Origin of the sequence: Ornithinimicrobium humiphilum, assembly GCF_006716885.1 — a bacterium.
Classification (GTDB): Bacteria; Actinomycetota; Actinomycetes; order Actinomycetales; family Dermatophilaceae; genus Ornithinicoccus; species Ornithinicoccus humiphilus.
Genome location: NZ_VFPU01000001.1, coordinates 87,158 through 111,680 on the forward strand (window position 1 = coordinate 87,158; position 24,523 = coordinate 111,680).

At 71.8% G+C, this 24,523-nt stretch carries 19 protein-coding genes and 1 tRNA gene; 10 read left to right on the plus strand and 10 right to left on the minus strand.

Annotation, left to right across the window (positions count from 1 at the left end; all coding sequences use genetic code 11):
* Position 1: 1 nt before the first annotated feature.
* From FB476_RS00355 to FB476_RS00370, 4 genes are read right to left on the minus strand one after another with little or no spacing between them, the layout of a single operon-like run.
* Positions 2-1,396 carry an FtsW/RodA/SpoVE family cell cycle protein gene (locus FB476_RS00355; RefSeq protein ID WP_141817020.1) on the minus strand — a complete coding sequence of 465 codons (1,395 nt, stop codon included), beginning with the start codon at positions 1,394-1,396 and terminating at the stop codon, positions 2-4.
* On the minus strand, positions 1,387-2,868 hold the full coding sequence (locus FB476_RS00360) for a PP2C family protein-serine/threonine phosphatase (protein WP_141817021.1): 1,482 nt from the start codon (positions 2,866-2,868) through the stop codon (positions 1,387-1,389). Before FB476_RS00360 ends, FB476_RS00355 begins: the two co-directional genes overlap by 10 nt.
* Positions 2,869-2,871: 3 nt before the next feature.
* Positions 2,872-3,339: an FHA domain-containing protein FhaB/FipA gene (locus FB476_RS00365; RefSeq protein ID WP_141817022.1), complete on the minus strand. Its 468-nt coding sequence runs from the start codon at positions 3,337-3,339 to the stop codon at positions 2,872-2,874.
* Positions 3,340-4,182 (minus strand): FhaA domain-containing protein, encoded by an 843-nt coding sequence (locus FB476_RS00370; RefSeq protein WP_141817023.1) that lies wholly within the window; start codon positions 4,180-4,182, stop codon positions 3,340-3,342. It lies immediately after the preceding gene.
* Between the two features lie 334 nt (positions 4,183-4,516).
* Here FB476_RS00370 and FB476_RS00375 point away from each other — a divergent pair, with 334 nt between their 5' ends.
* Entirely contained in the window at positions 4,517-5,656 is a 1,140-nt protein-coding gene (locus tag FB476_RS00375; RefSeq protein WP_141817024.1) for a lipase family protein, read from the plus strand.
* A gap of 9 nt (positions 5,657-5,665) precedes the next feature.
* On the opposite strand, the gene FB476_RS00380 is transcribed toward FB476_RS00375, so the two are convergent.
* A complete protein-coding gene (locus FB476_RS00380) occupies positions 5,666-7,150 on the minus strand; it encodes an MFS transporter (RefSeq protein WP_141817025.1) in 1,485 nt (494 codons plus the stop codon).
* A gap of 349 nt (positions 7,151-7,499) precedes the next feature.
* On the opposite strand from FB476_RS00380, the gene FB476_RS00385 reads away from it, so the two are divergent.
* The 3 genes from FB476_RS00385 to FB476_RS00395 all read left to right on the plus strand — a co-directional run bounded on the left by FB476_RS00385 (position 7,500) and on the right by FB476_RS00395 (position 14,029).
* Positions 7,500-13,079, plus strand: a complete 5,580-nt coding sequence (locus FB476_RS00385; protein ID WP_170233469.1) for a peroxidase family protein — start codon at positions 7,500-7,502, stop codon at positions 13,077-13,079.
* Between the two features lie 133 nt (positions 13,080-13,212).
* A complete protein-coding gene (locus FB476_RS00390; RefSeq protein ID WP_141817027.1) occupies positions 13,213-13,539 on the plus strand; it encodes an ArsR/SmtB family transcription factor in 327 nt (108 codons plus the stop codon).
* A 1-nt stretch (position 13,540) separates the two neighbouring features.
* Positions 13,541-14,029 carry an SRPBCC family protein gene (locus FB476_RS00395; protein WP_141817028.1) on the plus strand — a complete coding sequence of 163 codons (489 nt, stop codon included), beginning with the start codon at positions 13,541-13,543 and terminating at the stop codon, positions 14,027-14,029.
* Between the two features lie 79 nt (positions 14,030-14,108).
* Here the strand turns inward: FB476_RS00395 and FB476_RS00400 are convergent.
* Both FB476_RS00400 and FB476_RS00405 read right to left on the minus strand, forming a co-directional pair.
* A tRNA-Leu gene (locus FB476_RS00400) sits at positions 14,109-14,192 on the minus strand.
* A 119-nt stretch (positions 14,193-14,311) separates the two neighbouring features.
* Positions 14,312-14,626 carry a GNAT family N-acetyltransferase gene (locus tag FB476_RS00405; RefSeq protein ID WP_141817029.1) on the minus strand — a complete coding sequence of 105 codons (315 nt, stop codon included), beginning with the start codon at positions 14,624-14,626 and terminating at the stop codon, positions 14,312-14,314.
* Between the two features lie 62 nt (positions 14,627-14,688).
* Between FB476_RS00405 and FB476_RS00410 the strand changes: the two genes are divergently transcribed.
* From FB476_RS00410 to FB476_RS00435, 6 genes are read left to right on the plus strand one after another with little or no spacing between them, the layout of a single operon-like run.
* Positions 14,689-15,078 carry a DUF2237 family protein gene (locus FB476_RS00410; protein ID WP_141817030.1) on the plus strand — a complete coding sequence of 130 codons (390 nt, stop codon included), beginning with the start codon at positions 14,689-14,691 and terminating at the stop codon, positions 15,076-15,078.
* A 46-nt stretch (positions 15,079-15,124) separates the two neighbouring features.
* The gene (locus FB476_RS00415) at positions 15,125-15,493 is read left to right on the plus strand and encodes a hypothetical protein (RefSeq protein ID WP_141817031.1); all 369 of its coding nucleotides are present in this window, start codon (positions 15,125-15,127) and stop codon (positions 15,491-15,493) included.
* Positions 15,494-15,535: 42 nt separating this feature from the next.
* Complete coding sequence (locus FB476_RS00420; RefSeq protein WP_141817032.1) at positions 15,536-16,522, plus strand: exodeoxyribonuclease III; 987 nt, start codon at positions 15,536-15,538, stop codon at positions 16,520-16,522.
* A complete protein-coding gene (locus FB476_RS00425) occupies positions 16,519-17,460 on the plus strand; it encodes an ABC transporter ATP-binding protein (RefSeq protein ID WP_238329485.1) in 942 nt (313 codons plus the stop codon). The genes FB476_RS00420 and FB476_RS00425 overlap by 4 nt, the downstream gene beginning before the upstream one ends.
* A 1-nt stretch (position 17,461) precedes the next feature.
* Positions 17,462-18,634 (plus strand): ABC transporter permease, encoded by a 1,173-nt coding sequence (locus FB476_RS00430; protein WP_141817033.1) that lies wholly within the window; start codon positions 17,462-17,464, stop codon positions 18,632-18,634.
* Positions 18,631-19,797 (plus strand): ABC transporter permease, encoded by a 1,167-nt coding sequence (locus tag FB476_RS00435; protein WP_170233470.1) that lies wholly within the window; start codon positions 18,631-18,633, stop codon positions 19,795-19,797. The genes FB476_RS00430 and FB476_RS00435 overlap by 4 nt, the downstream gene beginning before the upstream one ends.
* A gap of 15 nt (positions 19,798-19,812) precedes the next feature.
* On the opposite strand, the gene FB476_RS00440 is transcribed toward FB476_RS00435, so the two are convergent.
* Genes FB476_RS00440 through FB476_RS00450 form a run of 3 tightly spaced genes read right to left on the minus strand, consistent with a single transcriptional unit; the run spans position 19,813 to position 24,359 of the window.
* Complete coding sequence (locus tag FB476_RS00440; protein ID WP_420359340.1) at positions 19,813-21,849, minus strand: ABC transporter ATP-binding protein; 2,037 nt, start codon at positions 21,847-21,849, stop codon at positions 19,813-19,815.
* The gene (locus FB476_RS00445) at positions 21,846-23,576 is read right to left on the minus strand and encodes an ABC transporter ATP-binding protein (protein ID WP_141817035.1); all 1,731 of its coding nucleotides are present in this window, start codon (positions 23,574-23,576) and stop codon (positions 21,846-21,848) included. Before FB476_RS00445 ends, FB476_RS00440 begins: the two co-directional genes overlap by 4 nt.
* Before the next feature lie 48 nt (positions 23,577-23,624).
* Positions 23,625-24,359, minus strand: a complete 735-nt coding sequence (locus FB476_RS00450; RefSeq protein WP_170233471.1) for a DUF305 domain-containing protein — start codon at positions 24,357-24,359, stop codon at positions 23,625-23,627.
* Positions 24,360-24,523: the final 164 nt, after the last annotated feature.

The window sequence follows — 24,523 nt, forward strand, 5'->3', positions numbered from 1 at the left end:
CTCAGCCGACCTCCTTCGTCCTCGTGGTGGTGTCCCGCGCCTGCTCCTGCCGGCGCTCGGAGACCGGGCGGCGGGCGTGGTCGCTGATCCGCAGCAGCAGCGCGACGATGATCCAGTTGGCGAGCAGGGAGGAGCCCCCCGCGGACAGGAAGGGCGTGGTCAGGCCGGTGAGCGGGATGACCCGCGTGATGCCCCCGACGATGACGAAGACCTGCAGGGCGAGCGTGAAGGACAGGCCCGCGGCCAGCAGCTTGCCGAAGCCCTCGCGTGCGCCGATGGCCGTGCGCATCCCGCGCTCGACCAGCAGGGCGTAGAGCATGAGCATCGCGAACAGCCCGACCATCCCGAGTTCCTCGCCGAAGGACGCCACGATGTAGTCGCTGTTGGCGAAGTAGGTGATGTAGGGGAAACCCTCCCCCAGCCCGGTGCCGAAGATGCCGCCGTGGGCCAGGCCCATCAACCCCTTGGCGACCTGGTCGGACTGGTCGGGGGCGAAGGGGTCCAGCCAGAGCGTCACGCGGCGCTGGACGTGGTCGAAGAGGCGCCAGGCCAGCACGGCGCCGCCGACGAAGAGCGAGAGGCCGATGACGATCCAGCTGGTGCGCTCGGTCGCGACGTAGAGCATCGCCACGAAGAGGCCGAAGAACAGCAGGGACGACCCGAGGTCGCGCTGCAGGACCAGCACCATCACCGAGAGCATCCAGGCGACGAGGATGGGTCCGAGGTCGCGGGCACGGGGCAGCTGCAGGCCGAGCACCCGGCGGCCCACGAGCGAGAGCGCGTCCCGCGTGGCCACGAGGTAGCCGGCGAAGAAGACGGTCAGGGCGATCTTGGCCAGCTCGCCGGGCTGCAGGCTCATCCCGCCGATGCTGATCCACAGCCGGGAGCCGTTCACCTCGCGACCGATCACCGGCAGCATCGGCAGGAGCAGGAGCACGAAACCCAGCGCCATCGCCAGGTAGGTCCAGCGCTTGAGCACCCGGTGGTCGCGCACCAGCAGCAGGGTGCCCGCCGCGGCGGCGACGGCCAGGCCGGTCCACAGCAGCTGGCGGGAGGCGACCGAACCGCCTCCGGTGCCGAGGTCGATGCGGTGGATCATCACCAGACCCAGCCCGTTGAGGAGGGTGGCGACGGGCAGGAGCAGGGGATCGGCATACCTCGCCCGCCAGCGGAGCACCACGTGGAGGGCCAGTGCTGCCCCGGCGAGGATGCCCAGGTGGCGCCACAGGTTCGGCGGCACCTCGCCCCGGACCGCCAGCTCGACGTTGACGTAGGCCAGGGTCACGATGACGAGCGCGAGCACCGTGAGCACCAGCTCGATCGTGCGGCCGCTGCGCACGCGCAGGCTCGTCACGGTCGAGGGGCTGGGGTTGGTCGCGGGAGCGCTCACGGGCATCCCTTCGGGTAGAGGACCTGGACGGTCGGGCGGGCCGGGTCCGCGGTGGCGGAGGCGCCGTCGTCGACCGGACCGACCGGGCCGGCCGTCGTGCGGTCGGTGTCGCCGGTCGCGCGGGGGCGGTCGGTCGACGTCGCGGCACCGGTCGGCACCGGGAGTGCCTCGCGGGCGGCGTCGTCGGGGTCGACGGTGATCGCGACCGCGCCCTCGGGGATCCCGGTGGTGCGGGTGCCGTCGGGCAGGATGACGATCGGCGCGCAGCCGGCCTGCGCGAGGCGGCGCAGCTCGGCGACGATCGTCTCGGCCCCGGCGCGGTCGTCGGCGGACAGGGTGCGACGCACCTGGGACTGGTAGAAGACGGGCAGCGCGTCCACGCGCACGTCGGTCTGGTCCTCGGGCGTGCTGAGCGAGATCGGCCCGAGGTCCTGCGAGACGCCCCGGTAGATCGTGACCATCCCGTCCTGCTCGCCGACGAAGTACTGCTGCTGGGTCCAGGTCCAGGAGCCCCAGCCGGCCGCACCCAGGACGGCCACGGCGGCGACGGCGACGAGGATGCGGCGCACCCAGCGCAGCACCGGGTTGGTGGGACCCTCCTCGGCGAGGACCGGACCCTCGGCGAGGGTGGTGCCGGACGCCTCGCGGGAGAGCTGCGCGGCCTTCTCGGCGGGTGTCAGCGGGGCGAGGGTCTGGGCGCGCCGGCGCTCGCTGGCGGCGCCGACGACCTGGGGCTTCGTCGTGCCGTCCTTGGCCAGCACGAGGTCGGCCACGATGACGGTCACGTTGTCCCGGGTGGAGGCGCGCAGGGCGACCTGGACCAGCTCGTCGGCGACCTGGCCGGGGCTGCGCTCGTCGCTCCGGAGCAGCTCGGCCACCGTGTCCTCGGCGACGTAGTCGGTCAGGCCGTCGCTGCAGATGAGGATGCGGTCGCCGAGGCGCAGCTCGCGCAGGGACAGGTCGGGGGTGTCCTCGGGCCGGCCCGTGAGCACCCGGGTCACGAGCGAGCGCTGCGGGTGGTGCAGCGCCTCGTCCTTGGTGATCCGGCCCTCGTCGAGCAGCTTCTGGACGAAGGAGTGGTCCTTGGTGATCTGGGTCAGCCGGCCCTCGCGCAGCAGGTAGGCGCGGGAGTCTCCGATGTTGGCGACCGCGAGCTTGGTGCCGGCGCGCATCATCGCGATGCAGGTCGTGCCCATCCCCTCGGAGTCGGGATAGACCTCCATGACCTCCGCGAGGCGGGAGTTGGCCTCCTCGATCGCGCGCTCGAGGATGTCGAGCGAGTCGTCGGCGCCGTGGGACTCGCCGTCGAGGTGGACGAGCTCGCTGACCACGAGGGACGAGGCCACGTCGCCGGCCGCGTGCCCGCCCATGCCGTCGCAGAGCACCAGCAGCTCGGGCCCGGCGTAGGCGGAGTCCTCGTTGCGGGACTTGCTGCCGAGTCCGACGTTGGTGCGGGCTGCGTAGCGGAGGGCGACCATGGGTCAGCGGCGCAGCTCGAGCACGGTCTGGCCGATGCGGATCTGCGCCCCGGGGTCGAGGCGGGCGCCCTCGTCGATGCGCTGGCCGTTGACGAGCGTGCCGTTGGTGGACCCCAGGTCGTCGGCGTACCAGGCGTCGGCGCCGGGGTAGATCCGCAGGTGGCGCCCGGAGGCGTAGTCGTCGGTGAGCACGAGGGTGCACTCGGGGTTGCGGCCGACCAGCAGCCCCCCCTCGTGCAGCGGCACCGAGGTGCCGCGCAGGCTGCCCTCGGTGACGACGAGATGGGTGGGGACGTTGCGCCGTCGGCGCTTCTCGCCCTTGCTCTCGCGGGCCCGGGCGGGGCCGGCGCTCCGGGACACCACGCGGGTGCCGTAGAGGTCGCCGCGCAGGGCGCCGACGATCGAGAACACGAAGGCCCAGAGGAGGACGATCACCCCGAGCCGGATGAGGTTGAGGGTCAGCTCACCCATTCAGCCCTCCAGCCGGAAGATCAGCGTGCTCCGGCCCATCGTCACCCGGTCGCCGTCGTGCAGCTCCTCGTCACCGATCTGCTCCCCGTTGAGGTAGGTGCCGTTGGTCGAGCCCAGGTCGCGGAGCAGCACCTGCAGGTGCGGGCCGTCGTGGCTGATGCGCACCTCGGCGTGGCGGCGCGACACGCCGGGGTCGTCGACCACGAGGTCGGCGGAGCCGTCACGACCCAGCACCGTCACGGCGGCGGTCAGCGGCACGGGGCGGCCGTCGATCTCCAGGACCGGGCGGGGGCCGCGGCCTCGCGCCGGACGCGACGAGGGCACCTCCCGCGTGGCGGGCGTCTGCGGCCGGGGGTCAGGGCGCCGCTCCGGCGTGGGACGCGGCTGCGGACGGTAGGCGGAGAGGTCGTCCTCGGCCGGGCGCGGACGGGCGGCCGAGGTAGCGGGGGCGGGACGGGAGGAACGGGCGCGACCGTCCTTGGCAGCCGGACGCACCCGGAAGATCCCCGTCTCGAGGTCGTCGCCGGAGACGAGGCGGACCTCGAAGGGGCCGGGTGTGACGTAGCGCTGCGCGTCGGCGTGGTCCTCGGCGGCGGCGACCAGCTCGTCCGTCAGGGCGGTCGAGTAGGAGGACAGTCGCTCGTAGTCGGTCTCGGCCAGCTCGATCGTGAAGACGTTGGGGACCATCGTCCGTCCCGGCCCGAGGACGGCCGCCCGGTCGTCCATGGCGCCCCGCATCGCGGAGGCGATCTCGACGGGCTGCACCTCGGCCTTGAAGACGCGCGCGAACGGCTGCTTCACGGCGCGCTCGAGACCACGCTCGAGCCGGTCGAAGACTCCCACGGTCTCTCCTTCCACTGACGTTCCCACCACGGGCGGGCACGCGCCCCGCCCGCCGATCGTACTTGTCAGGACTGCGAGGACCCTGGAGGAAGCGACCCCCGCCCGTCAGACCCAGCGGTCGTCGGCGGTGATCGTCAGCCGCGTGACCGCGTGGTCCTCGCCGGCCACGGCCGCCGCGGGGGACCCCGCTCCCGCGACCTCGACGCCCTACGTCCCTGGGATGGCGCTCCTCCGCGGCCGGTTGGGTGGACGTTCGAGCCGACCCTCCGCGCGGGTCTTGACAGGCCCGGTGCGCGGTCGCACCGTGACGGCATACGCGGGCACGCGCAGGGGCGTGACCGCAGGGGTATGGATGTATGCGACAGGTCCGGACCGGCGCGGGCTGCCGGTGGTGTCGCGGCTGCGGTGGATCCCGCTGCCCGCCGCCCGGGTCTCGTTGCGCCTGCTCGGGCTGGGCCACCTGCCGATCGCCTCGGGAGTCGCGCTGCGCCGGGTCCTCTACGCCACCACCGGGGTCGACGGTCGGCCGACCGTCGCCTCCGGGCTCGTGGGCAGGGCGCCGCACGCCGTCGTCGGCTACCAGCACGGCACGCAGGGTCACCGCCTCAACGTGCCCTCGACCCCGCACCGCCTCGAGGGGGTGCTGACCTCGATGGTCTTCGCGGGGGCCGGCTACGTCTTCGTCGCGCCCGACTACCTCGGGCTTGGCAGCGCCTGGGGCCCCCACCCCTACCTGCACGCCCCCACCGAGGCCGGTGCCGTCGTCGACCTGCTGGACGCGGTGCCCGAGGTGCTCCACCGGACGGGGACACCGGTGCCGGAGCGTGCCGCGCTGCTCGGCTTCTCCCAGGGCGGGCACGCCACGCTGGCGGCGCTGGCGGAGCTGGGCGCCGGCACCAGCCGGCTCGAGGTCGTGGGCGCCGCCTCGGTGGCGGGGGTGCACCGGCTCTTCGAGAGCGCCGGACCCCACACGCTGTCCGGGGTCTCGCCCCACCACGCCACCTACCTGGCCTACCTGGCCACGGCCTACTCCCGGATCTACCGACGGCCGCTCTCCTCGATCGCGCGTCCGGCCTGGGTGCGGCGGCTGCCCCGGCTGATGGACGGGTCGCACGGTCTGATGGAGGTCGAGCGTGCGCTGCCGCGCGACCCGACGCTCGTGCTCACCCGCGAGACGGTCGAGGACCTGCTCGGGCGCGGCGAGGGATGGTTCGCCCGCCGGCTCAAGGTCAACAGCGTGGGCGACCTGGCCACCCGGGTCCCCGTCCGTCTCTACACGGGCAGCCGGGACGTCGACGCCCCGCCCTCGGACGCCCACCTCACCGCCGAGCTGCTGCGGGGCCGTGGCAGCCGGGTCGACGTCGTCGACGTGGGGCCCCACGACCACCGGGGGACCGCCTTCGAGGCGGTCGGACGGGCGCGGCGCTGGTTCGACGAGCTCTTCGGCACCGCCGTCCCCACCCGTCCGGCCTGAGACCGGTCGTCAGTCGCCGAGTCCCTCTCCGGAGGCCTCGCGGTCGGGGACCGTCAGGTCCTCCGGTCCGGTCGGCGCCAGCGCGGCCGCCGCCGAGGCCGAGGCCACGACCTGCCCCGGGGCGGCTCCGGGGACGGGCACCGCCCCGGCGTCGGCGTCGTCCGCAGGTGCCGCCGAGGCGTAGGTGCGGGAGAGCGTCCGGTAGGCCGGCGAGGCGAGGGCCAGGATCGCCGTCACGGTCATGACCAGCCCGGCGACGACGAAGACGACGGCGATGCCGCGCGACACCGGCGTCCCCACGCCCAGCAGCGGCTCCAGCGCCAGGCGACCGCGCTCGGAGGCGGCGAACGGGATGATCCAGCGGTCCGCGACGGGAGCGATGGCGAAGGCCGTCAACGGTGCCGACGCCGCCTCGACCGCCATCGCGAAGCCGAAGACCCTGCCCTGCCGCTCGAGCGGGACGACCCGCTGGATGACGGTCTGCTCCGCGGCCTCGGCCACCGGCACGAGGCACATGTAGACGAAGATGCCGCCGGCGTAGAGCCACCAGAGCTCCCGCACCGCGAAGGCCGCCCCCACCAGCCCCATGACGACCACGGCCAGCAGCAGGCTGCGGATCGGGTTGCGGCCGAGACCGAACCTCGCGACGAGCATGCCGCCGACGATGAAGCCCACGGAGCACACCCCGAGCACCAGGCCCCACACCTCGACGGCGAACATCTCCAGGCCGTAGGGGTCCATCAGGGCCATGTAGACGCCGCCGATGAGGTTGTTGAAGGTCGAGAACAGGATGAGGGCGAGCAGCCCGGCGGAGACCTTGATGACCGCGATCGAGCCGGCCAGGTCGATGCGGCCGTGGTCGTCGCTGCCCGCGGCGGCCGGCTCCACCTCCTGGGGCATTCGGACGACCAGCAGGTGGACCAGCCCGAGGGCGACCGCCACGAGGGCGAGCAGGATCGTCCACCGCATCCCGAGGAAGCCGACCGAGAGCCCCGACAGGACGCTGGTGGCCAGGAAGGTGATGCCCTGCGCGGTGCCCACCAGGCCGTTGGCGCGGTCGCGGCGGTCGTCGGGGACGAGGATCGTCACGGACGTGGACAGCGCGATGTTGCGCATGTGCTCGACGACCGAGCCGGTCAGCACGAGCGCGCAGAACACCCAGAACCACGGGGCGGTCAGGTCGGTCATCAGGTCGGCGGGGGTGACGGCGTGCACCAGGGCGGCGACCGTGAAGAAGGTCAGCGTGACCACCGTCGAGAAGCGCATGACCGGGAGCTTGCGGTGGTGGTCGACCACCGACCCGAAGAAGATGCTGCTCATCGACACCAGCAGCATGTAGGCCCCGCCGATCAGGCCCGTGGCCAGCACCGAGCGGGTCTCCAGGTAGGCCCAGAAGGTCAGGGCGAACCACAGGTAGCTGGTCGTCAGACCCGCTGCCGCGGTGTTGACGAGCAGGTGCAGGAAGGTGCGGTAGGCGTCCGGCGTGGTCCTCATGCCCTGTCCGACTCCCCTCCCGGCCCGGATGCATCGGCCCCCGGCGAACTTTTTTCGGGGCGCCTTGGGAGGTCTGTGATGCATCGTCGCAGGTCAAGGCTCTGCAAAGGCAAGGTCAAGCGAGGGTCAAGAGAATCCGTCCAGAGGACTATTGCCCCCGTGCCACCGCGGCGCTAGGAATGGGCCTACCTGGCAAGAGCCTGGGAACCAACCACAAAGCAGGGGTGCTTCTCACATGGTTGCAATCTGGGGTGCCGTTTTCGGTGCCATGACACTGCTCTTACTTCTCTCACTCCGACGCCGACATTCCTGGCGTCGCTCCGCTGCCGTAGGGGCGGCAGCCGCGGTCGTGCTCTCGTCCGCCTCCACCGGTGCCGTCCTCGCCGACGAGGTGGCCCCGCTGGCGACGGACCAGAACCCGGCGTTCCAGCTCATCCCGAGCGACCTCGAGTTCATCCTCAAGCAGATCGAGATCTCCGAGGCACACGCTCACGCGGTCAACACCAACGACACGAGCTACACGCTGCTGTGCCAGACGCGCGACGACAGCAGCGGCAAGTGCGTGCGCGACCCGATGCTCCCGCACGGCCTGCGCACCGTCGACGGATCGTTCAACAACCTTGAGTTCGACACCACGATCGGCAAGGCCAACAAGGTCATGCCGCGACTGCTGCCGATCCGGTGGCGCTCCGGCGAGGCCCCGCCCGCGCCGCAGGGCCCTCCGGTGGGTGACACCTCGATGTGCGAGGACGGCGCCGGCAGCTGCTACGGGCAGTACGACGGAGCCGTCTACGACGCCCAGCCGCGCCTGATCAGCAACCTGATCTCCGACAACTCCGACAACAACCCGACCGTCGTGGACGCGGCGGCCGACAACGAGGGCGCCGTGATCGACCCGGTCACCGGCGAGCTCTACCTGCCCAACACCACGGCCGACGAGGAGCTCTCCCCGCCGGTCAACATGTGGTTCGTCTTCTTCGGGCAGTTCTTCGACCACGGTCTCGACCTGGTCGACAAGAACCCCGACGACGTGATCATCGTGCCGCTGGCCCAGGACGACCCGCTCTGGGCCCAGACCCCGCCGAGCATGCGGTGGCTGGCGCTGAGCCGCGCCACCAACCAGCCCGGCCCGGACAACGTCCTCGGCACCGCCGACGACGTCCGTGAGCACGAGAACCGCACCACGCCGTGGGTCGACCAGAACCAGACCTACACCTCCCACCCGTCGCACCAGGTCTTCCTGCGCGAGTACGAGCTGCGCGAGGGCCGTCCGGTGGCGACCGGCCGGCTGCTCGACGGCGCCGACGGTGGCCTGGCCACCTGGGACGACGTCCAGCGCCAGGCCCGTGAGGTGCTCGGCATCGACCTGGTGGACGAGAGCGTGCTCGCCGTCCCGCAGGTCGCCGTCGACCTCTACGGCCAGTTCATCCCGGACCCGATCACGGGCTTCCCGCAGCTGATCACGCCCGGCGGCTCGATGACGGGCGACCTGGACAACCCGGTCCGCTCGACCGAGGCGCTCACGCTGCACCAGTCGTTCCTGGACGACATCGCCCACGGCTCGACGCCGATCCCAGGCGCCGACCCCGAGGCTCCTCCGGGCTACGACAACGTCTCGCTGGGCAAGCACTTCATCACCGGTGACGGCCGTGGCAACGAGAACATCGGCCTGACCGCGGTGCACCACGTCTTCCACAGCGAGCACAACCGGCTCGTCGACCACGTCCTGTCCATCCTGGACGAGAACCCCGACCTCAAGGCCCGCTACATGAGCAGCGGCGAGGAGGACGACTGGACCTTCGAGGAGCGGGTCTTCCAGACCGCTCGCTTCGCGAACGAGATGCAGTACCAGCACCTCGTCTTCGAGGAGTTCGCCCGCACGGTCCAGCCGCAGATCGACGTGGTCGTCTTCAACGAGAACGCCTACGACAGCACGATCGACGCCTCCATCAAGGCGGAGTTCGCGCACGTGGTCTACCGCTTCGGTCACTCCATGCTGACCGAGGACATCATGCGTGAGGGCTTCGACGCCGAGACGATGCCGTTGCTCGACGGCTTCCTCAACCCGGTCGCCTTCCACTGCAAGGTCCAGCCGACCCTGCAGGAGGACGGCACCAGCGTCTGCCCCGCAGGGCAGGAGATGACCCCCGACGAGGCCGCCGGCTCCATCGTGAACGGCACCACGCGGCAGGTCGCCAACCAGATCGACGAGCTGGTCACCAGCACGCTCCGCAACAACCTGCTGGGCCTGCCGCTCGACCTCGCGTCGATCAACATCATGCGCGGCCGCGACGCGGGTGTGCCCGGGCTCAACCAGGCCCGCCGCACCTTCCACGCGCAGTCGGGCAACCCGCAGCTCGAGCCCTACACCAGCTGGCATGACTTCGGTCTGTCGCTGAAGAACGGCAACAACTTCGGGCGTGGCGACAGCAACAGCTCGCTGATCAACTTCGTCGCCGCTTACGGCCAGCACCCGACGGTCCTCGAGGCCCAGACGACGGCCGCCAAGCGGACCGCCGCCGAGGTCCTCGTCAACGGCGTCCGGGCGACCGACCTGGTCCAGCGCATCGCCGGCGACAACCGCTACGCGACCGCCGCGGCGGTGAGCACCGCTCACTTCCCGACGGCCAGCACGGTCTACGTCGCGAGCGGCCTGGAGTTCCCGGACGCCCTGTCCGGTGGCCCGGCCGCGGCCGTCAACGGTGGCCCGGTGCTGCTGGTCCAGCAGAACGGCATCCCGGCTGCCACCGCGCTCGAGATCATCCGGCTGCAGCCGACGAAGATCGTCGTGCTGGGTGGCACCACCGCCGTCAGCCAGCAGGTCTTCAACTCGCTGCGGACCTACGCGCCCGTGGTGGAGCGCCGTTCCGGTCTCGACCGGTACGCCACCTCGGCCGCGGTCGTGGCCGACGCCTTCCCGAACGCGGCCGACGTCGACCGCGTCTACCTCGCCAGCGGCGCCTCCTACCCCGACGCCCTCGGCGGCGGCGCGGCGGCGGCCGCTGACGGTTCGCCGCTGCTGCTCACCCGCCCGGGCAGCGTCCCGGCGGAGGTCGCGACCCAGCTGCGACGGCTCGCACCCAGCGAGATCGTCGTCCTGGGTGGCGACGCCGCGATCAGCCCCGCGGTGGAGACGCAGCTGCGCTCGATCGTCTCCGGCGTGACCGTCACCCGCCTGGGTGGTACCGACCGCTACGAGACGAGCGCCAAGGTGGCCCAGCACTTCGCCGCCCCCGGCGGCACGGTGTTCCTGGCCTACGGCGGCGCCTTCCCGGACGCCCTGTCGGCCGCGTCGGCGGCGGGTCTGCAGAAGGCGCCGCTGCTGCTCGTCCGCTCGGACCTGACGCCCAGCGTCATCCGGGCCGAGCTGCTCCGGCTGATGCCGAGCAAGGTCGTCGTCCTGGGCGGCCCGCTCGCCATCGGGGACAACGTGGTGGCCGCCGTCAACGCGCTGTTCCCGGCGCCCGAGGCTCCGGCCGACCGGCTGGACTTCCTCAACAGCACCGGGGACTGGGCGGACCAGAACGGGATGAACATCACCGGTCTCGAGGACGTCGACTTCTGGGTCGGCGGCCTGGCCGAGGCGCTGGACCCCTTCGGCGGCATGCTCGGCAGCACGTTCAACTACGTGTTCGAGCAGCAGCTGGAGGACCTGCAGTTCGGTGACCGGTTCTACTACCTGTTCCGCAACCAGGGCAACCAGCTGTTCGCGGCCCTGGAGGCCAACTCGTTCTCGTCGCTGATCCAGCGCAACACGGACGCGTCCCTCCTGCCCGCGGACATCTTCCTGTCGCACGACCCGTTCATCGACCTCGAGAACCTGCCCACGCCGCTCCCGGCCGGCCTCAGCCAGATGGCCAACGGTCAGTGGCGCTGGGACGGTGACGAGCACATCGAGATCCACGGCTTCCGGAACGTGGCGGACAACATCCGCGGTGGCCAGGGTGACGACTCGATCTGGGGCTACGGCGGCAACGACCGGATCGAGGGCGGGTCGGGCAACGACACCATCCTCGGCGGCCAGGGAGACGACATCCTCACCGACTCCTTCGGTGACGACAACATCAAGGGTGGTGACGGGCACGACGCCATCGACGGCGGTCCCGGCATCGACCTGCTCCTCGGCCAGGCCGGCAACGACTTCGCCTCGAAGTCGGCCGACAACTCCGGCGGCGCCACCGCCTTCCTGGGTGTGGGCAACGACGTCTTCGTCGGCGGGACCGGGCGTGACAACCCGTTCGGCAACGAGGGCGACGACTGGCTCGAGGGTGGTCCGCACGCCGACCTCCTGATGGGCGACAACGGTCAGCAGTTCCAGGACGACGTGGACGGCGGCAACGACGTCCTCATCGGCGGCACCGGATCTGACGACATGGACGCCGAGGGTGGCGACGACATCATGGTCGGCACCCCGGGTGGCACCGACCGCTTCCACGGCATGTTCGGGTTCGACTACGTCACCTACGACGGCGTGTCCACGGGTGTCGACGCGGACCTCAACTTCAACCTGCTGCAGCCGCCGGACGTGACCGCGATCCGCGACCGCTACCTGCAGGTGGAGGCTCTCTCCGGTGGTCAGGGTGACGACGTCATCCGTGGTCTGGGCGTCGCTCCCGACGACCTGGCCGCGGAGGAGGTCAACAAGCTCTCCAACGAGAACCTGGACCTGATCGACGGCATGCGTGACCTGATGGACCCGGGCCACGAGCAGAACTACATGCTGCGGATCATGGCGGACAACCCGCTGCTCCAGGACAACGACGGCGTCTCGAACCTGCTGCTGGGTGGTGCCGGTAGCGACATCCTCGAGGGCCGGTTCGGCGACGACTTCATCGACGGTGACCGGGTCCTCCGGGTCTCGCTGCTGCACGTGCCGACCGGCACGCGCTACGCGAGCGCCGCCGACATGAAGAACGCCGTCTTCGCCGGGGAGATCAACCCCGGTGACATCGAGATCATCCGCGAGATCGTCATGGACGGTACGCCGGACGACGTCGACACCGCGGTCTTCCAGGACCCGTTCCTGAACGACGCGGGCGAGCCCAACTACGTGATCAACCCGCTGCCCGACGGCTACTGGGAGATCATGCACGTCGGCGGGCCCGAGTTCGAGGAGTCCGAGGGTGCCGACATCCTCGTCAACATCGAGCGCGTCGTGTTCGGTGACGGTGGCTGCTTCGAGCTGTCCGAGGAGTTCACCCCGTGCCCGACCCTGGGCTCGGTGACCTTCTCCGGTCAGACCAACCCGCCCACCGAGGACCAGGCGATCACCGCCACCGTGGTCTTCGAGGACGAGGACGGCAACCCGACCGTCGTCAACCCGAGGTCGATCCGGTTCAACTGGCAGGCCGGCGAGGTCGGCGAGGCCTGGGACCCGTCCCCGACCGAGGGTGGCCCGGTGACCAAGGTGGCCGGACGGAACGCCTGGACCCAGACGTTCACGCCCGGTGACGGCGACGCCGGGGCGATCATCCGGGTCGTGGTGACCTTCCAGGACGACGACGGCGTGCTCCGCCAGGTCGTCTCGCCCGTGGTCGGCTCCGAGGACGGCACCGACCCGTCCGAGCTCTCGGTGGTCAACATCAACGACGCGCCCTACGGGCTCACGTTGTCGAACATGACCCCGCGGGTGGGCCAGTCGGTCGTCGCCAGCCCCTTCGTCGACCCGGACGGGCTCGAGGAGGCTGTCGAGGCCGGCATGACCTACACCTGGCAGACGTCGTCCAACGCCGACTTCAGCGGCGACGTCGTCCCGGTCGCGGTCAAGGTGACCCCCGACACCAACCAGCTGGGCTACACCATCCAGCCGGCTGACGAGGGGCGTTACCTCAGGGTGGTCATCGAGTACACCGATGACCAGGGCACGGAGGAGACCTACGTCTCGCCGGTGACCGCCGCCATACTCCCTGCTGAGGCCTTCGGGCCGTGAGAAGCCGCTGCTCGCTGAGCAGCTGAACACCAGGGATGGAGGGGTCCCGTCGCACGAGCGGCGGGACCCCTTCCCTGTGCAGCCCGCTCGAGACCCTTGACAACATACAACTGTTTGGTTGTATGTTCTGTGCATGGACGGCACGAGCGAGGACCGGGCGGACGCGATGTTCCGCGCCCTCGCCGACCGCACCCGGCGCGACATCCTGCGGCGGGTGCTGACGGGGGAGCACTCGGTCTCGGCGCTGGCGGAGCACTACGACATGAGCTTCGCGGCGGTGCAGAAGCACGTCGCCGTCCTGGAGCGTGCGGGCCTGGTCACCAAGCGCCGCCGCGGGCGGGAGCAGCTCGCCAGCGGTGACGTGGAGGCCGTCCGCTCGGTCGCCTCGATGCTCGCCGAGCTCGAGGACCTCTGGCGCGGTCGCATCGACCGCATCGACACCTTCCTGCAAGGAGACTGAGATGCCCGTCACCGAGTTCACCACCGACCCCGACACCCGCACCATCACGATCACGGCGCAGTTCGCCGCCCCCGTGGAGCGCGTCTGGGGCCTCTACGCCGACGCGCGGCAGCTGGAGAAGGTGTGGGGCCCCCCGACCTACCCCGCGACCTTCGTCGAGCACGCGCTCGAGCCGGGCGCCCGCACCATCTACTACATGACGAGCCCCGAGGGCGAGCGCTTCGGCGGCTGGTGGGAGATCACCGAGGTCGACGAGCCGCACCGGTTCGCCTTCCACGACGGCTTCACCGACACCGACCTCCAGCCCGACCCGAGCATGCCGGTGAGCGAGTGCGTCTACACCTTCGAGGCGACCGAGGACGGGGGCACCCGTGCGGTCTACACCTCCACCTACGCCACGGCCGAGGCCCTCCAGCAGGTCGTGGACATGGGGGTCGAGGAGGGGTCGGTCTCGGCCATCAACCAGATCGACGCCGCCCTCGCGGCCTGAGGCGGTGGGCCGCTGCCGGCCCGCCCTCCCCGACAACGACGAAGGTCCCGGTCTGCTGACCGGGACCTTCGACCTTGCGTGCGCGAGGGGGGAGTTGAACCCCCACGCCCTTTCGGGCACACGGACCTGAACCGTGCGCGTCTGCCTATTCCGCCACTCGCGCAAGTGCCGGGCAAGACTAGCACGGCAGCGGGAGCGCCAAGAAATCGCGCGGTCCGGCACCGCCGGGGCGGTCGGGTCCGTCGTCCCGCCGGCGTCATCGACCGAGTCCGGGACGGGGGCTCAGTGCCGGGGCAGGGCCTTCAGGATGTCCCGGGTGATGGGGTCGACGAGATCGGACCACTCCGGGTGCGTCTCCACGTACTTCTTCACGAACGGGCACACGGCCACCACGCGCAGCCCCTCGGCCCGGGTCGTCTCGAGGGCCTGCCGAACGAGGGTGCCCGCGAGGCCCTGGCCCTCGTGGCCCGGCTCGACCTCGGTGTGGAAGAAGACCCGCCTGCCGTCCAGCTCGACGAACTGGGTGAACCCGACGGGCGTGCCGTCCAGACTGATCTCGAACCGGTCGGGGGCGCTCCTGCGGACGTCGGTCGTCATGTCCCCACCCTGCCATCTCCACGCCCCTCCCGTCCCGGGCGCGACGCTGCCAGAATGGCGCCATGCGCAACGTGCTCGGAGGGGCGCTGGAGGAGTGCGGGACCGATCCCGTCACGGGGTTCACCCGCACCGGCAGGTGCGAGGTCACGCCGGAGGACGTCGGCGTCCACGGCGTCTGCAGCGTGATGACGGCCGACTTCCTCGAGCACCAGCGACAGCTGGGCAACGACCTGGTCACGCCCAGGCCGGAGTGGGGCTTCCCGGGGCTGCGCCCGGGCGACCGCTGGTGCGTGGTGGCGGCGCGCTGGCTCCAGTCGGCCCGGGCCGGTCTCGCGGCGCCGGTGGTGCTCGCGAGCACCTCGGAGGCCGTCCTCGAGGTGGTTCCCCTGGACCTGCTCCGGGCCCACGCGGTGGACGTGCCCGACGACCTCTCGGGGCTCCTCGGGCCCTGAGCGGCTGGAGTTGCCGGTCCCCCCGGCCGGGGGCACCGTGGGGAGCATGACCGACCAGCCGCAGGACCGTCAGCCGATCACCTACGAGGAAGACCTCCAGGACCTCGACCTGGACCCCGATCAGCGCGAGCGGGCCGAGAACGACCTCGAGATGCCCGAGTCCGTCGACGACGTCCCCTGGAACCCGCCGGAGCAGCGGCCGATGGGTGCCCAGCTGCTCGACGGGGGCGACGACCAGGACGGAGAGACGATCGACCAGCGCGTCCGCCAGGAGGAGCCCGAGGCGGGCACGGCCTACGGCGCTCCCGGCACCGGCCAGGAGGAGCGCGAGGAGCGCGGCGAGGCCGACATGCTCGGCGGCGACGACCCGGACGCGATCCCGGCCGGCGAGGACGTGCTGGAAGGTCCTGCCTGACCCGCTGAGCGGCGCCGGGCGGGGGCGTTCTACCCTCGCCCGGTGCTGCGCATCGCCACCTTGAACATCAACGGCGTCCGGGCGTCCCTGCGCCGGGGGTTCGACGACTGGCTCGCCGGGCGCGACTGCGACGTCGTGGCCCTGCAGGAGGTCCGCGCGCCGCTGCACGCGCTTCCCGAGGGCGCCTTCGGCGACTACCACGTGGTCTACGAGCCCGGGCAGGTCGCCGGTCGCAACGGGGTGGCCGTGCTCACCCGCGAGCGCCCGGTGGCCGTCCGCACCTGGGACGCCGAGGTGCTGGTCCGGGCGCCCGGCGAGGAGCACCTGCACACCGAGCCCGCTCCTGACGACGTCCCGCTCGCCCGGGGCCTGTCGCGCTACGCCACCGAGGGCCGCTACGTCGAGGTCGACCTCGCCGAGGCACCGGTCACGGTCGCCTCGCTCTACCTCCCCAAGGGCGGCCTGCCCGCGCACCTGCAGAAGCCGGGTCGGATGCGCGAGGCCCCCGACGGTGGTGCCCGCTACCGGCGCAAGATGCACTTCCTCGACGCCTTCGCCCGCCAGCTCGCCCGCACGCGCCGAGCAGCCGCCGCCCGCGGGCGCGAGTTCCTCCTCATGGGCGACCTCAACATCGCCCACGGTCCGCTCGACGTCGCCTCCTGGCGGCGCAAGACGCAGATGGAGGGCTTCCTGCCCGAGGAGCGGGACTGGCTCGACGCCCAGCTCTCGCCGCGCATCCTCGTCGACGTCGTGCGTCGGCTGCACCCGGACACGCAGGGTCCCTACTCGTGGTGGAGCTGGCTGGCCGGCGCCTACGAGAAGGACACCGGGTGGCGGATCGACTACCACCTCGCGACCCCGCGGCTGGCCCGCGTGGCCACGACCGCGGTGGTCGACCGCGACCACCGCGGCACCCGGCTGTCCGACCACTCGCCGGTCGTCGTCGACTACGACCTGGCCCGGCTGCTGCGCGACCGCGGCTCCGAGCACTACGGTTCAACCGGAACGACGCAGGAGGGACGGCCGTGACCGACGCAGTGCTCCGGGTCGACGGGCTGGTCAAGAGGTTCGGGTCGGCCACCGCGGTCGACGACGTGAGCTTCTCGATCGCTCCCGGGGAGACCCTCGGGCTGCTCGGCCCCAACGGGGCGGGCAAGACGACGACGATCTCGATGATCGCCGGCCTGCTCGTGCCCGACGCGGGCAGCGTGACGGTGGCCGGGGTCCAGATGGCCGACGACCCCGTCGGGGCGAGGCGGCACATCGGGCTGGTCCCGCAGGACCTGGCGATCTACCCCGACCTGTCCGCCCGGGCCAACCTCGACTACTTCGGCCGGCTCCAGGGACTGCGCGGTGCCGCGCTGCGGCGGCGGATCGGCGAGGTCCTCGAGATGGTCGGGCTGGCCGACCGTGCCAAGGAGCCCAGCAAGAGGTTCTCCGGCGGTATGAAGCGCCGGCTCAACATCGGCATCGGCCTGCTGCACCAACCGGACCTGCTCGTCCTCGACGAGCCGACGGTCGGCGTCGACCCGCAGTCGCGCAACTCGATCCTCGAGGCGGTCGAGGCCCTGTCCGTCGAGGGGATGGCCGTGCTCTACACGACGCACTACATGGAGGAGGCCGAGCGCCTCTGCGACCGCATCGCCATCGTCGACGACGGCCGGGTGCGCGCCGAGGGCACTCGTGACCAGCTCATCGAGCTGACCGGCGGGGTCGACACCATCCGGCTGACCGGGACCGGCGCCCTCGACACGGGCGCGGAGGCGGTGGGGCGGGTGCCGGCCGTGGAGCGGGTCGTACGTGACGGGAGCACGCTCGTGCTCACCGTCCGCAGCGCCCCGACGGCGGTCGCGCCCATCGTCAACGCCGCCACGGGAGCCGGGTTGTCGCTCACCGACGTGGAGATCTCCCGCCCCGACCTCGAGTCGGTCTTCCTGCACCTGACGGGCAAGGCGCTGAGGGACTGACGTGCGCCAGGTCCTCGTCATGGTCGCCACCGACCTGCGGCGGCACGTCCGCAACCTCTCCGCCGTCATGTATGCCGTGGTCGTCCCCCTCGCGCTCATCTACGTGATGAACCTGCTCATCGGCGGCGTGGAGGACATCGAGATCAGCCCGGTGACCGTGGCCGTCGCCGTGCCCGAGGGCGACCAGCTGGCCGCCGTCGTCCCGGCCGTCCTGGAGGAGGCGGGCGCGGGCCTCGGCGTCACCGTGCGCGCCGCCGGGCCCGAGGAGGTCGCCGGCCTCGTCGACGCGGGCACCGTCGGGGTGGGGGTCGTCGTCCCGGGCGGATTCGCCGGGGACCTCCGGGCGGGCAGGGGGCCCGAGGTGCAGGTGACCCTGGCCGACGGGCTCGGCCTCGAGGGCACGGTGGTCACCTCGATCGTCGAGGGCACGCTCGCCGAGCTCACCGCGGGCGCCCGGGTGGCGACGGCGGCCGCCGACCTGGGCGTGCCGCCCGACCAGACGGCCGGCCTGGCGCGGTCGCTGGCGGAGGCGGTGCCGGAGGTGGCGTGGAGCGAGGGTCGGGCCGCCGACGAGCAGCTGTCCCTGGCCGAGAACATCGTGGCCGGCCAGGCCGGCATGTTCCTCTTCTTCACCGTCGGTTTCGGCGTGCTCGCCCTGGTCAACGAGCGTGAGCAGGGCACGCTGCGCCGCCTGCTGTCCATGCCGCTGCGGCCCTGGACGGTGGTCACCGCCAAGGGGCTGAGCAGCTTCGTGCTGGGCCTGGTGTCGATGACCGTGCTCCTCACGGTCAGCAGCCTGCTCTTCGACGAGGTGGGCTTCGGGTCCGTCCCCGCCGTCGCCCTGCTGGTGGTCCTCGTCGTGGCTGCGGCGACCTCCCTGACCTTCGTCGTGGCCACCCTCGCGCGGTCGGCGGAGCAGGCCAACATCGCCCAGTCGATCGTGGCCGTCGCGCTCGGCATGTTCGGCGGGGCGTTCTTCCAGCTCAACCTCTCGGGCCCCCTGGGCGGGCTGCTGCTCGCCAACCCGGTGACGGCGTTCACCCGGGGCCTGGGGATCACCTCCGGTGGCGGAGGGGTGGCCGACCTCGGGATGCCGGTGGCGGTCCTGCTGGGCTTCACCGCGGCGTGCCTGGCGCTGGCCTGGCTCCTCCCCGGACGGAAGGAGCTGCTGTGAGGGCCGTGCTCGCCATCACGCTCGTCGAGGTGCGCCGCTTCCTCGCCGAGCGGGCCAACATCTTCTTCGCCTTCGTCTTCCCGCTCCTCCTCGTCGTCGTGCTCGGCATCCAGAGCTCCGGCGGCGGGGTGGCCGGTCGGGTCGCGATCGTCGGGGACGGATCGGCCCTGCAGGCGGCCCTCGTCGAGGCGCTGGTCGCCGCCGACGTGGAGGTGGAGGAGACCGACGCGGCCACCATGCGCGCCGGCGTGGCCCAGGGGCTCCAGCAGGTGGGCGTCGTCGTGCCGGACGCCGCCGTGGCGGCCCACGAGGCCGGGGAGGCTGTCGAGCTGGAGATGGTGACCGGGGGACAGACCACCGCGCTCGCCGTCGCGGAGGTGGTGCGCACGGCCACCGACGGCGTGATGCTGCGCGCCGGACAGCTGTCCGTGCTCGAGGCCACGGGAGCCGGTCCGGCGGAGGCGGCCGTGGCGCTCGCGGACGCCGAGGGCGCCATCGCCCCGGCCACGGTCACCGTGAGGGACACCAGCCAGGTCGCCCAGGAGCTCTCCGGCACCAGCGGGGTCGAGCTGTCCTCGGGCAGCATGCTGCTGCTCTTCACCTTCCTCAACACGCTCGCGGGCGGCGCGGCGACGCTCATCCAGGCCCGGCGGGACGGCATCGTCCGGCGGACGCTGGCCGCCCCGGTCACCCCCGGTCAGACCATCACGGGCATCGCCCTGGGCAGGCTGGCCATCGGTGGTTTCCAGGCGCTCTACATCCTCGTCGCGACCCGCCTGCTCTTCGGCGTCCGCTGGGGAGACCTGCTCGCCGTCGCCGTGCTGCTGCTCGTCTTCGGGCTGGTCGCCGCCGGGGTCTCGATGGTCCTCGGCTCGGTCTTCGACAACGAGGGCGCGGCCGCGGGGTCGTCCGTGGGGCTGGGGCTGGTGCTCGGCGCGCTGGGCGGCACGATGTTCCCGCTGGAGCTCTTCCCCGACCGGCTGCGCACGCTGGCGCACCTCACCCCCCACGCCTGGGGCTACGAGGCGGTCGCCGAGATCCAGCGGCACGGTGGCGGGGTGCTCGACGTCCTGCCGCAGCTGGGCGTGCTGGCCGCGATGGCGGCGGTCACGCTCGTGCTCGGCGGCTGGCTGCTGCGCAGGAGCCTCGAGCGCGCGATGTGACCGCCCGCGCCGCCGTCAGGTCGGCAGCACCTCGGGCGCGCCGGCCTCGTCGACGTCCACCGCCGCCCCGCTGAACTGCGCGGCGTGCAGCCGGGCGTAGGCGCCCCCCGCAGCCAGCAGCTCGGCGTGGGTGCCCTGCTCGACGATGCGACCCCGCTCCATGACGAGGATGAGGTCGGCGTCGCGGATCGTCGAGAGCCGGTGGGCGATGACGAAGCTCGTGCGGTCGGCCCGCAGGCGCGCCATGGCCTCCTGGACGAGCAGCTCGGTGCGGGTGTCGACCGAGCTCGTGGCCTCGTCGAGGATGAGCAGCGAGGGCTGGGACACGAAGGCCCGCGCGATGGTGATGAGCTGCTTCTCGCCCACCGATATCGACGAGCCCTCGTCGTCGAGCACCGTGTCGTAGCCGTCCGGCAGGTGCTGGACGAACCGGTCGACGTAGGCGGCACGCGCGGCCGCGAGCACCTCCTCCTCGGTGGCGCCGGGCCGGCCGTAGGCGATGTTCTCCCTGATCGTGCCCCCGAAGGTCCACGCGTCCTGGAGGACCATGCCGATGCGGGAGCGCAGGTCGTGGCGCGTCATCGAGGTGATGTCGCGGCCGTCGAGCGTGATGCGGCCGCCGTCCAGCTCGTAGAAGCGCATGATCAGGTTGACCAGCGTGGTCTTGCCGGCGCCGGTGGGACCGACGATCGCCACGGTCTGGCCGGGCTCGGCCACCAGCGAGAGGTGCTCGATGAGGGGCTCGGCACCGTAGGAGAAGGAGACGTCCTCGAACTCGATCCGGCCGCCGCCGACCGAGGCCGCCACGGGGCCGCCGCCGACCGGGTCCGGCACCTGCTGCTCGGCGTCGAGCAGCTCGAAGACGCGCTCGGCCGAGGCCACGCCCGACTGCATGAGGTTGGCCATGCTGGCCACCTGCGTCACCGGCTGGGTGAACTGGCGGGAGTACTGGATGAAGGCCTGGACCGAGCCGAGGCTGAGCTGGCCGTTGGCGACCTTGAGGCCACCGACCACGGCCACGAGGACGTAGCCGAGGTTCCCGATGAAGAACATCGCCGGCATGATGATGCCGCTGACGAACTGGGCCCGCCAGGTCACGTCGTAGAGCTTGTCGTTGGTCTCGCGCATCTGCGCGGTGACCTCCTCGCGCCGGCCGAAGACGGTCACCAGCTCGTGGCCCGTGAAGGCCTCCTCGACCTGCCCGTTGAGGGTGCCGGTGTGCGCCCACTGCGCCTTGAACAGCTTCTGCGAGCGCGAGGCGATCGCGATGGTGACCAGGACCGAGACCGGGATGGTGGCCAGCGCGATGAGCGTGAGCGTGGGGCTGATCCACAGCATCATCGCCAGGATGGCCAGCACGGTGACCAGCGAGTTGAGCAGCTGGCCGAAGGTCTGCTGCAGCGTCTGCTGGAGGTTGTCGAGGTCGTTGGTGACCCGCGAGAGGATCTCGCCGCGGGGCTGCTTGTCGAAGTAGGCGAGCGGCAGGCGGTGCAGCTGGTCCTCGGCCTCGGTGCGAAGGTCGCGCACCGTCCACATCGAGATCCGGTTGACGATGCGCACGGAGACCCACATGAGCAGCGCCGCGGCGACGTAGAGACCGACGACCTCCCCGATGGTGAGGGCCAGCGCGCCGAAGTCGATGCCCTGCCCCGGCACCAGGTGCGGGGTGCCGGCGATGAGGTCGGCGAAGGTGTCCTGGCCCTCCGCCCGCAACCCGGCCACGACGTCCTCGACCGGCACCCCGGCGGGCAGGTTGCGACCCAGGAAGCCGGCGAAGATGATGTCGGTCGCCCGCCCCAGGACCCGCGGTCCCAGCACGCCGAGCACCACCGAGACCACGGTCAGGGCGACGCTGAGCAGGATCAGCCCGCGGTAGGGAGCGAGCCGTCCGAGCAGCCGCTTGGCCGAGCCCCGGAAGTCGGACGCCTTCTGGACGGGCACCCCCATGCCGGGATGCCCACCGCCCGGCCCGCCGCGGCGCGGCGGCCGCGCGGGCGCGTTGTCCTCGGCACCCCGGGTCTCGTCCGTGCCCACCTGGTCCTCCTGCGTCATACCGCCGCCCCCTGCTCCTGCGACCGGACGATCTCCCCGTAGGTCGGGTTGGTCGCGACCAGCTCGTCGTGGGTGCCGATGCCGACGACCCGACCGGCGTCGAGGACGACGATCTGGTCGGCGTCGACGATCGTGGAGATGCGCTGCGCGACGGTGATCACCGTGGCCTCCCGGGTCAGCGGCCGCAGGGCCGCGCGCAGCCGGGCGTCGGTCGCGAGGTCGAGCGCCGAGAAGCTGTCGTCGAAGAGGTAGATCTCGGGCCGCCCGACGAGCGCGCGGGCGATGCACAGCCGTTGCCGCTGCCCGCCCGAGACGTTGGTGCCGCCCTGGGAGACGGGGTGGTCAAGACCCTCGGGGAAGCCCCGCACGAAGTCCTCGGCCTGCGCCACGCGCAGCGCCTCCCACAGCTCCTCGTCGGTCGCGTCCGGCCTGCCGAAGCGCAGGTTGCTGGCGACGGTGCCCGAGAAGAGGTAGGGGCGCTGGGGCACCAGGCCGACCCGGGACCACAGGTCGGCGGGTGCGAGGTCGCGCACGTCGACGTCGTCCACCCGGACCCGGCCCGCGGTCACGTCCGCCAGCCGCGGCAGCAGCCGCAGCAGCGTGGTCTTGCCCGAGCCGGTGCCCCCGACGATCGCGGTGGTCGTGCCGGGGCGGGCGGTGAAGGTGATGTCGTGCAGCACGGGCGTCTCCGCCCCGGGGTAGGTGAAACCGGCACCCTCGACCTGGACCAGGCCGCGGGTCTCGCCCACAGCGACGGGCCGCTCGGGGGCGACGACGCTGGTGCGGGTGTCGAGGACGGCGCCGATGCGCTCGGCGGAGACGGCGGCCCGCGGGATCATCGTGGCCACCATCGTGGCCATCATGATCGACATGAGGATCTGGATGAGATAGCTGATGTAGGCCGTCAGCGAGCCGACCTCCATCGCCCCGGCGTCGATGCGCTGGGCGCCGAACCAGAGCACCCCCACGCTCGAGAGGTTCATGACGAGCATGACGAAGGGGAACATCACGGCGATGAGGTCGCCGACCCGGAGCCCCACCTCGGTGAGCTCGGTGTTGGTCCGTCCGAAGCGCTCCCGCTCGGCCTCCTCGCGGGTGAAGGCGCGCACCACGCGGATACCGGAGATCTGCTCGCGCAGGACACGGTTGACGTTGTCGAGCCGCAGCTGCTGGGCGCGGAAGAGGGGCACCATCGCCCGGATCACCAGGCCGACGCCGGCGAGGAGCACGACCACGGCGACGGCGATGAGCCAGGACAGCCCGACGTCCTGACGCATCGCCATGATCACGCCGCCGACGCCCGTGATGGGGGCCGACGCCAGCATGATCAGCGACATGAAGGTGAGCATCTGCACCTGCTGCACGTCGTTGGTGCTGCGGGTGATGAGCGTCGGTGCCCCGAAGCTCCCGAGCTCGCGCGAGGAGAAGGTCAGGACGCGGTCGAAGACCCCCGCGCGCAGGTCGCGCCCGACGCCCATCGCCACCCGGGCGGCACCCCAGACCCCGGCGATCTGCGCCGCGACCTGCACCGCGCTGGCGGCGAGCATCAGCCCGCCGACGCGCCAGATGTATGCCGTGTCACCGCGGGCGATGCCGTTGTCGATGATGTCGGCGTTGAGGGTGGGCAGCCACAGGCTGGCCACCGTCGCGACGAGCTGGAGGATCAGGACCATGGCCACCAGCCCCGCGTAGGGGCGCAGCTGGGTCCTCAGGAGTCGCAGGAGCACCCGTGCATTGTGCCTCCTGCCCCTGACAGGCGGGACCGGTTTTCCGGCTCAGCCCTCCAGGCGCTCCAGCAGCTGCGCCATGCGGTCGATCTCGGCCGTCTGCTCGACGTACATCTCGTCGGCCATCTCCCTGGCCCGGGCGTCGATGCCCTGGGGACCGTGCTCCTCGAGCATGATGAGCGCCCCCTCGTGGTGCGCCGTCATGAGGCGGAGGAAGAGGGTGTCGGCCTTGCGTCCCTGTGCTGCACCCAGCTGCTGCAGCTGCTCCGGCGTCGCCATCCCGGCCATGCTGTCGGCGGAGCCGGCGTGCCCGTGGCTGTCGCCGCGCGCCCGCGCGCCCAGGGTCGCCCCGTGCCCGGCCACGTCGACGCCGGCGTCCTCGGCCTCCGGCGGGACCAGCTCGCCGCGCTCGGCCAGCCAGGCCACCATCGCGCCGATCTCGGGACGCTGCGCGGCGCGGATCCGGTCGGCCATCGCACGCACCTGCTCGTCCTCGAGGCCGTCCTCGGCGAGGTCGACCATCTCGATGGCCTGGGCGTGGTGGACGATCATCGACTGCACGAAGGTGACGTCTGCCTCGCTGGCCTGCTCGACCGGCAGGACCACAGGACCGGTGTGCGTGGTGTTGGCCTCCCCCGGTGCCCCGGGCTGGATGACCGGCTGCTCCGGGGTGATCGTCGTGGCCGCCGCCCGGTCGGGCGAGTCGTCCGAGCCGGCGCAACCAGCCACGCCGAGGGAGAGCAGGGCGACGAGAAGGAGGGCGGGAACGGGGCGCGCGGACATGGGCACAACCTCATCACGGCGCCCCTCGCCCCGCACAGAGGGCATCGGTCAAGGAACCGTTCGGGTTGGGTAAAAAGATGGCCAAGAGGGGCCCACGGGGCTTCTCGGGTCCCTACTGTCAGCCCCACCGGACGTCGACCCTGCCCCCGGGTCCCGGACAGGAA

What these genes read in the sequence shown, in the direction of transcription:
- FB476_RS00365 (WP_141817022.1), bottom strand. Translation starts at nt 3,339, where the DNA reads ATGGGTGAGCTGACCCTCAACCTCATCCGGCTCGGGGTGATCGTCCTC.
- FB476_RS00415 (WP_141817031.1), top strand. Translation starts at nt 15,125, where the DNA reads ATGACCGACCAGCCGCAGGACCGTCAGCCGATCACCTACGAGGAAGAC.
- FB476_RS00410 (WP_141817030.1), top strand. Translation starts at nt 14,689, where the DNA reads ATGCGCAACGTGCTCGGAGGGGCGCTGGAGGAGTGCGGGACCGATCCC.
- FB476_RS00355 (WP_141817020.1), bottom strand. Translation starts at nt 1,396, where the DNA reads ATGCCCGTGAGCGCTCCCGCGACCAACCCCAGCCCCTCGACCGTGACG.
- FB476_RS00405 (WP_141817029.1), bottom strand. Translation starts at nt 14,626, where the DNA reads ATGACGACCGACGTCCGCAGGAGCGCCCCCGACCGGTTCGAGATCAGT.
- FB476_RS00390 (WP_141817027.1), top strand. Translation starts at nt 13,213, where the DNA reads ATGGACGGCACGAGCGAGGACCGGGCGGACGCGATGTTCCGCGCCCTC.
- FB476_RS00440 (WP_420359340.1), bottom strand. Translation starts at nt 21,849, where the DNA reads ATGACGCAGGAGGACCAGGTGGGCACGGACGAGACCCGGGGTGCCGAG.
- FB476_RS00450 (WP_170233471.1), bottom strand. Translation starts at nt 24,359, where the DNA reads ATGTCCGCGCGCCCCGTTCCCGCCCTCCTTCTCGTCGCCCTGCTCTCC.
- FB476_RS00395 (WP_141817028.1), top strand. Translation starts at nt 13,541, where the DNA reads ATGCCCGTCACCGAGTTCACCACCGACCCCGACACCCGCACCATCACG.
- FB476_RS00360 (WP_141817021.1), bottom strand. Translation starts at nt 2,868, where the DNA reads ATGGTCGCCCTCCGCTACGCAGCCCGCACCAACGTCGGACTCGGCAGC.
- FB476_RS00380 (WP_141817025.1), bottom strand. Translation starts at nt 7,150, where the DNA reads ATGAGGACCACGCCGGACGCCTACCGCACCTTCCTGCACCTGCTCGTC.